Origin of the sequence: Carboxylicivirga longa (assembly GCF_050589825.1) — a bacterium.
Lineage (GTDB): Bacteria > Bacteroidota > Bacteroidia > Bacteroidales > Marinilabiliaceae > Carboxylicivirga > Carboxylicivirga longa.
In genome coordinates this window covers 215,264-227,214 of record NZ_JBNGOZ010000001.1, presented here as the reverse complement: position 1 = coordinate 227,214, position 11,951 = coordinate 215,264, and the positions used below count along the sequence as shown (strand labels likewise).

The window sequence follows — 11,951 nt, the reverse complement described above, 5'->3', positions numbered from 1 at the left end:
TTGCAGCATGAAGCAATTAACGGGTGACATTTCTGATTTGGTGAAGGCGCATATTCAATCCCTCGATCCGTATGCCGAGGTGGTATTGTTATTTCCGCAGGGAACGAGCATGCACGAGGACATTCAAATTTATGTTTTAACCAACGAAAAGGTGGACTTTCAGCTGGAGCAACAGTATCTGGATGCCCGCTATCAAATCGAACTTCAGTCTGCGCAGTCCATCTCACTTTACATCTACTCAAAAGAAAACTGGCACCAGCAATTTAAGAATACACCCATCTACCATAAGGTGGATGTGGAAGGAGTTTACTTATGATTATTGATCGGGAGTGATACATAAAATATAGACCCTTTATCCGGGGCACTGTCCACCCATATACGACCTGATAATAACTCAACCATTTTCTGTGTGATAGCCAATCCGAGACCGGCTCCTTCGTTAACACTCCGGGCATGCTTAACTTGCCAGAAGGGTTTGAAGATGGAGTCCTGATCGGTAGTATCGATACCAATACCGGTATCGGCCACATAAAGAATAACATGGTCTCCGTCGATATGAAAACCCACCTCAATACTACCGTGTGGAGTGTATTTTATTGCATTGGATAAAAGATTGCTTAACAGTCGCTTAACCAATATTATATCGCTGTACAAAATACAGTCAGACTCGCACTCCTGAGCTCTATCAATGAGGGTTAGTGTACTGCCTGCCTTATAAGTAAAAAGACTCAGGCTGTCCTTAATTACTTCCTGTACCGAGAAGGTAGTGTAGGAAGGTTTAGTGAGACCCGAATCCATTTTGGCCACTTCAATAATATTGTTGAGGATCGCCAACAAATGGGTACCATTTTTTACAATAATGGCAGCATAGGACTGAAGATCAGATTGATCCGCCAAGTCTTCTTCGAGCAACTGAGCAAAGCCCATAATGCTGTTCATGGGTGTTCTGATCTCATGGCTGATATTGGCCATAAAAGCTTTGGTGAGCTTCTCATTCTCAGCGGCTTTTCGAATCGCCACACTCAAATCAGAATTTATATTTCTCAACTGCTTTCTTTCATTTTTAAGATCAATATTCGCCTGATTCAAGCGGTCGATCGTTCGCGCAAGTTGTTTTTGCATGGCATCAAAGGCGGTGGCCAGTTTACCTATCTCATCCGATCGTCTCAAAAGCTTATCCTTCACCTGAATATTCAAACGGGCATGCGCCATATCACTACTTAGCTGCGTTAAGTGCAGAATGGGTCTGGAAATGTTTCTGGCCAAAAGTGAAGTCACAATAAGTGTTAGTAGAAGCACCACCACCGTTAGCCAGATAGTGTTATAGCTAATAACATTGAGAATCGCCAATAAATCGCGCTGTGGAATGACCATCACTACCAGATATTGGGTGCTCCCCACTCGCATGCTTGCCATTTCACAGGTACGTCCCTTAAAGGATACTTCGCGGATAATTTGTTCGGCACCACCGCTTAACAGTTCATCCACAACAGCGCTATCCAGGAGGCTATTCAGCGAGGTATTTACCTCCCCTAACTTCTCCGACAAGAGAATTTTACCCTGCTGATCAAGAAGCCACAAACGCGTATTCTTAGAGGGCTTATTGTACTCAAACTGATGAATAAGAAACGATGGATCAATGCCGATACCGGCCACTCCCAATGGATCTTGCGTATCGCCTATCAATGCATTGACAAACAGCATCGACCGATTTAAATTATTGTCGTGATCGAAGTTAAGCTGACTCTTAAGACCTCCTTTAAGGGAATTAAAAAACCAGGCATCATCGGGGTCATCTTCCGACACGATATCAAGCAATGAATAGTCTTTATACCAATATTCCAAGGTGCTTTTGTTAACGGCAAAAATGGCCGGATAGTCCAACTCATCATTAAAGAAATCGAGTCTCTCCAGGGCAAGGGCCTTCATCACACTATCTTCTTTGCTACTGCCAAACCAAGCAACAAAGGCTGGATCGTTGGCCAGTATGTCAACCGCTTCAATGGCCTTTTCAATCGTTGTCAAAAACTGCCCCTGGTGCGCTTTTAAAGTCATTATGAGTTGATTATCATACACATCTTTCATTACAGCTTTACGTACTGCATAGTAGTGCACCAGTCCAAAGCTCATAATGCTAAACGTAACAAACAAGCCCATAATACGCATTAGCCGTTTTTGTAGTGTCCGCGGTTTTAAAAGCAAATTATTGTGTATTGATCGGTTAATGAGGAAAGCGAATTTGCAGAATATAATTGATTTAGACAAGCCCTGTAAGAAGTCAAACTTAACTTAGCACCACAGCGTATAATTATTTTCTTTGCCTTACCGCGCTTTTAATGGTAATTTAGATAAATTTGCTGAGGATTAATTTTATAACACGTCATGGGATTATCATAGATGAAGAACACGTATTTTGATTTGATTGAGCAAAGTTTTTACTTTCCACAGGAAGGTTTTGACTTAAAGAATGACTACCTCACCTTTCATGGGGTATCGCTAAAATACCTAATTGATAAATACGGAACACCGTTTCGATTTATCTATTTGCCAAAAATTGGTGACCAAATCAAAAAAGCACGTAATTTATTTAACCGTGCCATTAAAAACAACGCTTATAAAGGTAAGTACCATTTTTGTTACTGTACCAAATGCAACCACTTTAACCACGTTATTAACGAGGCACTTAAGCACAATGTAAACATTGAGACCTCCTCGTCGTTCGACATCGACCTGGTGCGTTACCTACACAAAAAGGGTAAGATAGACAAGGATATCATCACCATTCATAATGGTTATAAAACCGATGAATATCTTAAGAAAATCATTAAGTTACAAGAGGCCGGTTTTACCAATTCCATCATTGTGCTCGACAGCATCAATGAGTACGATCGGCTGATGAAACTTAAAGCCAAGCAAAAGCTAAAGATTGGCATCCGCATGGCCATTAACGAAGAGGCGCAGTCGGCTTACTACACCTCGCGCCTGGGTATTCAGCACAATAAAATCATCGATTTCTTTAATCAGAAGATAAAGAACAATGATAAGGTAGAGCTTAAAATGCTCCATTTCTTTGTGGACTCAGGTATTAAAGATACCCCCTACTACTGGGGTGAGTTTCAGAAGGCAGTAAAGCTGTATGTTGAGCTTAAAAAAGAGAGTAAAGAGCTGGAATCATTTAACCTGGGCGGTGGATTTCCCATACGCAACCACCTGGGCTTTGAGTACAACTATGAGTATATGATTCACGAAATTATATCAAATATCAAAACTGCTTGTACCAAAGAAAATGTGATGGAGCCCGATATATACACCGAATTTGGTAAATATACCGTGGGTGAGGCCGGTGCCATTATTTTTGAGGTACTGGAACAAAAGCAACAAAACGACACCGAGAACTGGTACATCATCAACAACAGCCTGATGAACACCATACCCGATGCCTGGTCGATACAGGAAAAATTTATTTTACTGCCGGTAAATAAATGGAATAACGAATATGGCCGGGTGAATATTGGGGGCATCAGCTGCGACCATTCGGACTATTATAACTCCGAAGACTTTAACCAGGAGGTACTACTGCCCAGCTACAAAGCTAGCGACAAAGAACCGTTGTACCTGGGATTTTTCCATACAGGTGCCTACCAGGATTCGGTGAGTGGATATGGCGGTATTAAACACTGCCTGATACCGGCCCCTAAGCATGTGATCATCGACCGTGATGATACGGGAAATATTGTGGATACAGTTTACCGCGATGAACAATCGGTGCGGGAAATGTTGGATATTTTAGGCTACCTGGAAGATGAATAAGATTTTTGGAGACATTGACGACCAGCCCATTGAGCTGAGCGAGGCACAAATATTGCTGCAATCTATCCCCTACGATGGTACCAGCACCTGGGGCAAAGGAGCCGATAAAGGTTTTGACGTTTTTATGGAGACTACCCCCAATCTGGAGTTTTACGATATAGAAACCGACTCAGAGGTGTATAAGAAAGGTATTCATATACTGCCTCAAATCGAAGAAAACAGATCGCCCGAGCAGGTTTATGAGGCTGTTCTCAATAGCACCACAGAACTGCTGAAACACAATAAATTTCTGACTTTCTTTGGGGGTGAGCACTCGATCAGCATCGGCATTATTGAAGCCTACCGTAAGAAATACAAAGACTTGACGGTATTGCAGCTGGATGCACACTCCGATTTGCGACCCCACTACCACGGAAGTGAGTACAACCATGCCTGTGCCCTGCACAAAGCGGCTCAAAGCACCAACCTGGTGCAGGTGGGCATACGTAGCATGGATGTGGTGGAAAAGCCTTTTTTGAACAAGGACAAATGCTTTTTTGCAGAGTCTATATACGGAAACGAGGAATGGATGGATAGAAGCATTGAGCTGATGGGCGATGATGTTTACCTGACCATCGACCTGGATGTTTTTGACCCCTCCATCATGCCATCAACCGGCACGCCCGAGCCGGGTGGCCTGAGCTGGGATACCACAATACGTTACCTCAAAAAAGTATTTCAGCGTAAAAACGTAGTGGGCTTCGACATCGTGGAGTTTGCACCCATCGATGGGTTGCGAGCGCCAGACTTTATGGTGGCTAAGCTATATTATAAGTTACTCAGCTATAAGTTTTTTGCCTAGAACAATTAGAGAATACACGGCAGACGCATTTAAAATTCAACCCCATTGTGGTTATTAATATTATGTAAAATCAATAGCCCTGCACTTCGTACAGGGCTATTGATTTTTAATACCCTAAAAATTATTAGTCTCCCCAAAATGCTCCATATCGTTAAGATGCAGATCGAGCGCGCGCACCGATATCCTAATCTCCCACCCCGACAGTAAAAGTGATATGATAAGCAATAAAAGCCCAAGGCCAAAAGCATAGGCAGCGGGTGCAAATACCTCTATATAAATCAGAAACATCGACAGTACACAAAACATAAGACTGGCAACACCCAGCAACTGCATGTTTTTAATAAGATACAAACGCTTGCGTAAATTTATGATCTGATATTGTAATACCATATCCGGATTACTACGGAATTGATCGTAGAGCTGACGTACCAGGGCGGCGTAGCCCATAAAACGGTTCGTATAAGCAAGTAGTATTAGTGATACTGCCGAGAATAATAAGGCCGGCGTTGTTAATGTTAAGGTCTCCATTATAATATTAATTTTAAACTCAAACCATGCACATGTCTGTTTGTTTGCCAGGCAGGAGCTTTTTAACAAAGATTAATTATAGCAATGCTTCCAACTGATTGATATTGCTAAGCTCAAAAAAGCAAGGCGACTCAATAGCTTCATCTACCAGTTCATGTTGCCAGGTAGTATGAAAAGGAATATGCACGGCCCAAGCTCCCGCTTCTATGACAGGTTGAATATCTGATTTCAGAGAGTTACCCACCATCAGCAACTCATGCGCCGACACATCGAGATGTGCCATCAGACTTTCGTAGGCTGCCTTATGCTTGTCACTCATCACCTCAATATGATGAAAATACCTTAACAGACCCGACTTACGCAGCTTGCGCTCCTGATCCAGTAAATCTCCCTTGGTGGCTACCACCAGCTTATAGCGCTGTGACAAAAGGGCAAGAGTGTCTTCTACTCCATCCAAGAGGTAAACAGGCTTATCCAACATGGCCTTCCCAAGCTCCATCAATTCATTAATCTCATGTGCACTAATGCGAAAACCGGACAGCAAATTAGCCGTCTCAATCATGGATAAGATAAACCCTTTGATACCATAGCCGTAAACGGGTATATTGCGCAATTCAACTTCATACAAAATACGCATAGTCTCTTCGCGATCGGCATAGTTCACCATTAGATCAGCAAAATGACGCTCAGCTTCTCTAAAATAAGTCTCATTCTCCCATAAAGTATCATCTGCATCAAAAGCGATAACCTTTATACCTTTAATTCTTCTCACTTCTACTATTTAATTGCTTATAGATAATTACTGATAATTTTATGCAAAGTACTTACATTTGCCATAAAAATTAGCAACAATGGCGAAAAAGAAAAAATGGAGAAACCTGGATGGAATCGTCTTTTCAACTAATCAGGATTTTGACTACCAATATAGCGGAGAGAATCAGGAGGATACCCTACCACCCCAACAACAGGACTTACGTGTGATGCTGGATAAAAAGCAACGGGCTGGCAAAAAAGTAACCCTGGTGTGCGGATTTATCGGACACGAAGATGACTTAAAGGATTTGGGAAAAACACTGAAAAGCAAGTGCGGTGTGGGTGGATCGGCCAAGAACGGAGAGATTATTATCCAAGGCGATTTCAGAGACAAAGTAGTTGACTTATTGCATAAGGCTGGCTACAAAGCCAAAAAAGCAGGAGGTTAAAGCCAAAATTTCCCTATTTTTTTCTACTACATCGTTCAGAAAGATAATGTTATTTAACGAATAACTCAATTATGGCATATGCCTTAGTAATCTGAACTGTATCGCGAGAAAACTTAAGATACGTAATAAAAAATAAGAAGAAAACATTATTTTCGGCACAAACTTAGAATACATGGGTCTATTAGAATCACTGATTGAACTGGATAAGCAACTTTTATTATTTTTAAATAGCTTTCACAATGGCTATTGGGACAATTTCTTCTGGATGTTTACCAGTAAAGAGGTATGGATTCCACTTTATTTAACCATGGCCTATGTTATCTTTAAAAAACACGGCCTTCGTGGTTTCGTCACCCTGCTTTCTATTGGCCTACTGATCGTGCTGTGCGATCAGATTTCTACCAACGTATTTAAGCACGGCATCGAGCGTTTTCGTCCCTCTCACGATGAAGAGCTAAAGTATCTGGTGCATCTTATTAATGGTAAACGCGGTGGCCTTTACGGTTTTGTATCATCGCATTCCACCAACTCATTTGGTCTAGCCATGTTCACATCTTTATTGTTCAGAAAACCTGCTTACAGCTTTTTCATATTTGCCTGGGCCACCATTAATGCCTACTCCCGCATCTATATGGGTGTACATTTCCCGGGAGATATACTGGGCGGCTTTTTACTGGGCTTATTGCTGGGCTGGGTGGTTTACCGTATCTACCTGCGGGTATTGCCACGTTTCATGGTTATATCGCACCATAACAAACGCCTACTCAAGTCGGGCATTGCCCGCACCTTCGACCGCGATGCCCGCCTTATCTATTTCAGTATTATACTGATGACAGGCACATTGCTGGCGGCCGCTAAGGTGATGCTTAAAATAACAGCTTAAAACCAAAACAATACCGCCACGCCTGCTACAGCCAGCAAAGCACCTACCACTTCTTTTAAAGTCACTTTTTCCTTAAAAAGAATGATGGCAGGAGGAATAATTAGCACCGGCACAATGGCCATAATAGTAGAGGCCACACCTGTGGTAGTGTATTTTATGGCCAACAGCGAGAAGGAAACACCCAAGAAAGGACCAAAAAAAGCACCAATAGAGATGCGCACCATGGCTGCTCCATGTTTTAAAGCCTGCAACACCCGAGGCCAGTGACCCGTAAAGAGAAAGAGAATGGCAAAACCTATGGTACCCGCAATAACGCGTATCATGGTGGCCGATGCCGCATCGTAAGTACCCATGCCCAACTTACTTAATACCAAACCCAAGGCCTGTCCTGTAGCACCCCCAAAAGCCAGTAATACACCCTTCAGGGGGTACTTAACATCAATCCGCTTACCTTTCACCGGCTTACCCAGTATCACCAATGCAATACCACTTATGGTAACCATCATCCCAATAAGATGAGCCAAGGTGAGCTGTTCGCCAAGCACCAGCCAGCCAAACAAGGCGGCCAAAGGTGGTGATAAAGACATAACCAGCATGGATATGCGTGCACCCACCACAACAAAGGCCTGGAACAATAACATATCGCCCACAACAAAACCCACTAAACCACTTACCGACAACCACACCCACTGATCAACGCTGGCTCCCTCCGGAAAAAAATATCCAAAACGTAGGTATTGCAAAGTCCCAAGCAAACCAATAGCCATCACCAGGCGAATAAGATTAACGGCCATAGAGCCTACTTTCTTACCGGCAGACTCAAAGGATAACGAGGTAAACATCCAACAGATGGCCGTAACCAAAGCAGCCAGCTCGCCCTGGTGCGTAGAAAAAATTGACATCTTACAGTAATTAACTATTATTCAATGTTTTAATACTTTAATACACAACTCAGAACAAGCGGATTTACGATCAATCGTTTCGGGTGGTTACGGGCTGTTGCTGCTCATCTTTTTTAAGCGAATATTTAAGCAAGTAAAATCCTAGCAATCCAGATATAATAGAGCCGATAAAAATACCCAGTTTAGCTTGATTCAATAGATCAGGCTGTCCTTTAAACCCGAGACTGGCAATAAATATCGACATGGTAAAACCAATACCGCCAAGTAAAGCCAAACCAAAAAAGGAGGTCCATGACGATTTGCGGGGTTTCACCGCAATGCCGGTACGAACTGCCAACCATGAAAAGAAAGTGATACCAATACCCTTACCAACCACCAGACTAAAGGCTATGGCCAGGGATAAAGTAGTAAAAACTTCGCCACTCCCCTCTCCTTGATGCACTAAGGTAACACCGGCATTGGCCAGGGCAAAAACAGGCAATACAAACATGCTGATAAACCCATGAAACTGATGCTCGATGAACTGTAAAGGACTCTGCACCTTTTTCACACAGTACGAAACTTCATTAATGGCATATAACTGATCATCGGTCAACACCCTTTTATTTTCACTCTTCGGTACCGAATTGAAACGAGTAAGAGCCGACTTAATACGTGCCAAAAACTCATTAATATGAACCTTGGGGCGCATGGGAATAGTAAAGGCAATGAGCACACCGGCAATGGTGGCATGTAATCCTGTTCCAGGGCCATCTACACCCGACTGCAAAAACAAGTACCAGATAACGCAGCCCAGCAAGGTATAAACCTTTAAATTCTGAACATCACGCAGGTTAGCCACTGTAAGCACCAACATAAGGCCGGCCGCTATCAAAAGGTAGGTCCAGTTTAGGTCGCCTCCGTAAAATAAGGCAATTACTAACACGGCACCCAAGTCGTCAACAATTGCCAAGGCAGTCAAAAACACCTTAAGTGCCAGTGGCACTCTTTTGCCTAAGATGGCCAGCACACCCAACGAAAAAGCGATATCGGTGGCCATGGGTATCCCCCATCCCTTTTGTGCATCACCCTCAAAGCCAAATAAGAAATACAGCAAAATGGGCACTAACATACCTCCGATGGCAGCAAAGATAGGCAGCGAGGCCTGCTTGAAGGAGCTCAGCTCACCGGCCAGAAACTCACGTTTTATCTCCAGCCCCACCACAAAGAAAAAGACCGCCATTAAACCGTCATTCACCCAGTGCATCAGCCCCATATTCACATTAAACATTTCGCTTGACAGGCCAAAGGGACTGTGCCAGAAATGGTGATAGCTTTCGTGATCGAGGTTAGCCCACACAACAGCAATAGCGGTTGCCATCATTAAAAGGGCACTACCACTTGAAAAGAGTTTAATAAAACGTTGCAATGGGTCACCCAAACGACGGCGCCCCGTTCCACTCTGATGTTCATTCATTAGTTCAATTATTTCCCTGATTTATAATATAATTCTGCTTCTTTTAATTTCTCAATTGTACCCACATCAAACCAAGGCACCTCATTGCTTACCCGATAACCAACAATACGATGCTGCGCCGCCAGCGACAGATAGGCTTGTATAATGGAGAAAGGACGCACATCGCCCATGGCCTCTACCAAGGGAGGCTCCACTATATGAACACCGCTAAACGCCAAATCAACAGACGAATGCACCTGACATACGTCAATATGCTCGCCTGTATTTATATTTTTCCAGCCACACAGGCGCATCTGCTCATCGAAAGACAGGTAACGCGATGAGTTGCGTTGCTTCACCATCAGCGTTGCGGCATTACCACCTTGTTGGTGCGCCTTGAGAAAAGCGTCCATATCAGCGCTGCTTATGATGTCCACATTACGAATTAATATGGGTTTTTGGGCAATAAACAAAGACTTGGCTTTCACCAGGCCTCCTCCAGTATCCAGCAATTGATCCGTCTCATCAGAGATGCACACATCAAGCCCCCAATCGTTGGATTGTAAATAGTCAATTATTTGGTGGGCAAAATGATGCACATTAACAATAACGCGCTCCGCACCCGCCTGCTCAACACTTTTTATAGCATGCCACAGCAAAGGACGCCCATTAAAAGGAGCCAAGGCCTTGGGCAAGTTATGAGTCAAGGGTTGTAATCGAGTGCCCAGGCCGGCAGCAAAAATCATGGCATTCACTATTTCTTAATTTTTTGAGGTTTGCACAGCTTTTCTTCCTTCTTTGAGCCACAGCCACATTTCTTGCATACATACTTATGACTCTCTTTAACCACCGGATGCTTGAGATTATCCGGATCCTTACACTTCTTCTTTCCCATAACCGTATAAACTATCACTTCTTCATATCCTGCTCCACATGTTTAAGCTCAACATTTAATTTGTATTTATGCTGAAGGTGCGCCGCCAACTGCTCTGCACTATAAACTGAACGGTGCTGGCCACCTGTGCAACCGAAGTTTACCATCAGATGCCTGAATCCCCTTGTAATGTACTTCTCTACCGACTTATCAACCAGGGCAAATACATCGCTAAGGAAGTTGGCCATCTCGGGTTCCTTACCAAAAAAGGCGATAACCTCTTCATCTTTCCCCGTTTTATCCGCATACTCGGGATAACGACCGGGATTATGAATGGCACGGCAATCAAATACAAAACCACCTCCATTGCCCGATACATCAACAGGAATACCCCGCTTATAGGAGAAACTGGTGATGCGAACCGTCAGTTGGTTGCTACGTTGCCCAATAGTCATTAACTCCTCCGACTCTGTTACATTGCGCAAGGCCGAAAAAAGTGTTGGCAGTTCAATGCCCAAATCCACTGTTTTCAATAAATATTTGAGGTTATTAATGGCATAGGGAATGCTTTTTAAGAAGTGTTCCTTTTTCTCATAAAAACCCCTAAAACCATAAGCACCCATAGCCTGCATGATACGGATTAACACATAAGCCTGATAATGTCGCTTAAAGGCAATTCGATCCACCGTTTTATATGCCTCCAGCTCATCCATGTAATACTCCAGAAGTGATTCACGCACCTGAGGCGGAATATCCGCTTTGGCATCATACAGCAGCGAAGCCAGATCGTATTGCAAGGCTCCCTTACGACCCCCCTGATAATCAATAAACCAAGGCTCATCATCAACCACCATAACATTGCGCGATTGAAAGTCGCGATACAGAAAATAATGATGCTCGGCTTCCAGCAGAAAATCAATAAGCTGATGGTAGTCATCCTCAAGTGCCTGCTCATCGAAGGGTACACGCGCCAACTTTAAAAAGTAATACTTAAAATAGTGCAGATCCCACAACATGGACTGACGATCGAAGGCATGACGCGGATAACACTTATCAAAATCCAGGCCGTCACCACCATTAATCTGGAAACAAAGCAGCTTCTTAATAGTCTTTTTATAGAAGCAAAGCAGTTCATCAGGAAAGTCCTTTCCCTTTCGTAAACCCTGCAAAAAGCTGTAAAGTGTTACATCACCCAAATCCTGGTGCAAATAGATATTATTCTCGAGGTCAACACTATATATCTCGGGCACCGGTAGACCTTTGGATTTGAAATGATCGGAGAACGACAGAAAAGCAATATTCTCCTTTTCGTCGGCATTATAGGCACCCAAAGCCGATTTACTGCGCCCGCTAATGCGGTAATACTCGCGGTAAGATCCTGAGGGGGGCAACATTCTGAATGAACGCGCATCTTCTCCGGCCCATGCCTCAAACATCTTAATCAATAGTGCTTTTGTATTTGCTTCCAAGGTATAT

13 protein-coding genes are annotated in these 11,951 nt (G+C 43.3%); 5 read left to right on the top strand and 8 right to left on the bottom strand.

The window, feature by feature from the left end; translation table 11 throughout:
* The first annotated feature begins 7 nt into the window (after positions 1 to 7).
* Entirely contained in the window at positions 8 to 316 is a 309-nt protein-coding gene (locus ACRD7A_RS00945; RefSeq protein ID WP_430809461.1) for a hypothetical protein, read from the top strand.
* Here ACRD7A_RS00945 and ACRD7A_RS00940 read toward each other — a convergent pair.
* Positions 307 to 2,166: a sensor histidine kinase gene (locus ACRD7A_RS00940; protein ID WP_430809460.1), complete on the bottom strand. Its 1,860-nt coding sequence runs from the start codon at positions 2,164 to 2,166 to the stop codon at positions 307 to 309. The two genes, ACRD7A_RS00945 and ACRD7A_RS00940, sit on opposite strands and share 10 nt — an antisense overlap.
* A gap of 231 nt (positions 2,167 to 2,397) precedes the next feature.
* Here ACRD7A_RS00940 and ACRD7A_RS00935 point away from each other — a divergent pair, with 231 nt between their 5' ends.
* Positions 2,398 to 3,810, top strand: coding sequence for a type III PLP-dependent enzyme domain-containing protein (locus ACRD7A_RS00935; RefSeq protein WP_430809459.1), 1,413 nt, complete (start codon positions 2,398 to 2,400; stop codon positions 3,808 to 3,810).
* Positions 3,803 to 4,651: an agmatinase gene (speB, locus tag ACRD7A_RS00930; protein WP_430809458.1), complete on the top strand. Its 849-nt coding sequence runs from the start codon at positions 3,803 to 3,805 to the stop codon at positions 4,649 to 4,651. Before ACRD7A_RS00935 ends, speB begins: the two co-directional genes overlap by 8 nt.
* A 114-nt stretch (positions 4,652 to 4,765) precedes the next feature.
* On the opposite strand, the gene ACRD7A_RS00925 is transcribed toward speB, so the two are convergent.
* A complete protein-coding gene (locus ACRD7A_RS00925) occupies positions 4,766 to 5,179 on the bottom strand; it encodes a DUF2721 domain-containing protein (RefSeq protein WP_430809457.1) in 414 nt (137 codons plus the stop codon).
* 76 nt (positions 5,180 to 5,255) lie between these two features.
* Positions 5,256 to 5,951 carry an HAD family hydrolase gene (locus ACRD7A_RS00920; RefSeq protein ID WP_430809456.1) on the bottom strand — a complete coding sequence of 232 codons (696 nt, stop codon included), beginning with the start codon at positions 5,949 to 5,951 and terminating at the stop codon, positions 5,256 to 5,258.
* 79 nt (positions 5,952 to 6,030) lie between these two features.
* On the opposite strand from ACRD7A_RS00920, the gene ACRD7A_RS00915 reads away from it, so the two are divergent.
* Complete coding sequence (locus tag ACRD7A_RS00915; RefSeq protein ID WP_430809455.1) at positions 6,031 to 6,381, top strand: translation initiation factor; 351 nt, start codon at positions 6,031 to 6,033, stop codon at positions 6,379 to 6,381.
* Positions 6,382 to 6,553: 172 nt separating this feature from the next.
* Positions 6,554 to 7,264 carry a phosphatase PAP2 family protein gene (locus ACRD7A_RS00910; RefSeq protein WP_430809454.1) on the top strand — a complete coding sequence of 237 codons (711 nt, stop codon included), beginning with the start codon at positions 6,554 to 6,556 and terminating at the stop codon, positions 7,262 to 7,264.
* On the opposite strand, the gene ACRD7A_RS00905 is transcribed toward ACRD7A_RS00910, so the two are convergent.
* The 5 genes from ACRD7A_RS00905 to ACRD7A_RS00885 all read right to left on the bottom strand — a co-directional run bounded on the left by ACRD7A_RS00905 (position 7,261) and on the right by ACRD7A_RS00885 (position 11,944).
* Positions 7,261 to 8,166, bottom strand: a complete 906-nt coding sequence (locus tag ACRD7A_RS00905) for a DMT family transporter (RefSeq protein WP_430809453.1) — start codon at positions 8,164 to 8,166, stop codon at positions 7,261 to 7,263. The genes ACRD7A_RS00910 and ACRD7A_RS00905 overlap by 4 nt on opposite strands.
* A 70-nt stretch (positions 8,167 to 8,236) precedes the next feature.
* Positions 8,237 to 9,622, bottom strand: coding sequence for a Na+/H+ antiporter NhaA (nhaA, locus tag ACRD7A_RS00900; protein WP_430809452.1), 1,386 nt, complete (start codon positions 9,620 to 9,622; stop codon positions 8,237 to 8,239).
* An 8-nt stretch (positions 9,623 to 9,630) separates the two neighbouring features.
* Positions 9,631 to 10,347: a nucleotidyltransferase family protein gene (locus tag ACRD7A_RS00895; protein WP_430809630.1), complete on the bottom strand. Its 717-nt coding sequence runs from the start codon at positions 10,345 to 10,347 to the stop codon at positions 9,631 to 9,633.
* A gap of 8 nt (positions 10,348 to 10,355) precedes the next feature.
* Positions 10,356 to 10,496 (bottom strand): hypothetical protein, encoded by a 141-nt coding sequence (locus tag ACRD7A_RS00890; protein WP_430809451.1) that lies wholly within the window; start codon positions 10,494 to 10,496, stop codon positions 10,356 to 10,358.
* A gap of 14 nt (positions 10,497 to 10,510) precedes the next feature.
* A complete protein-coding gene (locus ACRD7A_RS00885) occupies positions 10,511 to 11,944 on the bottom strand; it encodes a RapZ C-terminal domain-containing protein (protein ID WP_430809450.1) in 1,434 nt (477 codons plus the stop codon).
* Positions 11,945 to 11,951: the final 7 nt, after the last annotated feature.

What these genes read in the sequence shown, in the direction of transcription:
- ACRD7A_RS00945 (WP_430809461.1), top strand. Translation starts at nt 8, where the DNA reads ATGAAGCAATTAACGGGTGACATTTCTGATTTGGTGAAGGCGCATATT.
- ACRD7A_RS00940 (WP_430809460.1), bottom strand. Translation starts at nt 2,166, where the DNA reads ATGCGTATTATGGGCTTGTTTGTTACGTTTAGCATTATGAGCTTTGGA.
- ACRD7A_RS00935 (WP_430809459.1), top strand. Translation starts at nt 2,398, where the DNA reads ATGAAGAACACGTATTTTGATTTGATTGAGCAAAGTTTTTACTTTCCA.
- speB (WP_430809458.1), top strand. Translation starts at nt 3,803, where the DNA reads ATGAATAAGATTTTTGGAGACATTGACGACCAGCCCATTGAGCTGAGC.
- ACRD7A_RS00925 (WP_430809457.1), bottom strand. Translation starts at nt 5,179, where the DNA reads ATGGAGACCTTAACATTAACAACGCCGGCCTTATTATTCTCGGCAGTA.
- ACRD7A_RS00915 (WP_430809455.1), top strand. Translation starts at nt 6,031, where the DNA reads ATGGCGAAAAAGAAAAAATGGAGAAACCTGGATGGAATCGTCTTTTCA.
- ACRD7A_RS00910 (WP_430809454.1), top strand. Translation starts at nt 6,554, where the DNA reads ATGGGTCTATTAGAATCACTGATTGAACTGGATAAGCAACTTTTATTA.
- ACRD7A_RS00905 (WP_430809453.1), bottom strand. Translation starts at nt 8,166, where the DNA reads ATGTCAATTTTTTCTACGCACCAGGGCGAGCTGGCTGCTTTGGTTACG.
- nhaA (WP_430809452.1), bottom strand. Translation starts at nt 9,622, where the DNA reads ATGAATGAACATCAGAGTGGAACGGGGCGCCGTCGTTTGGGTGACCCA.
- ACRD7A_RS00895 (WP_430809630.1), bottom strand. Translation starts at nt 10,347, where the DNA reads ATGATTTTTGCTGCCGGCCTGGGCACTCGATTACAACCCTTGACTCAT.
- ACRD7A_RS00890 (WP_430809451.1), bottom strand. Translation starts at nt 10,496, where the DNA reads ATGGGAAAGAAGAAGTGTAAGGATCCGGATAATCTCAAGCATCCGGTG.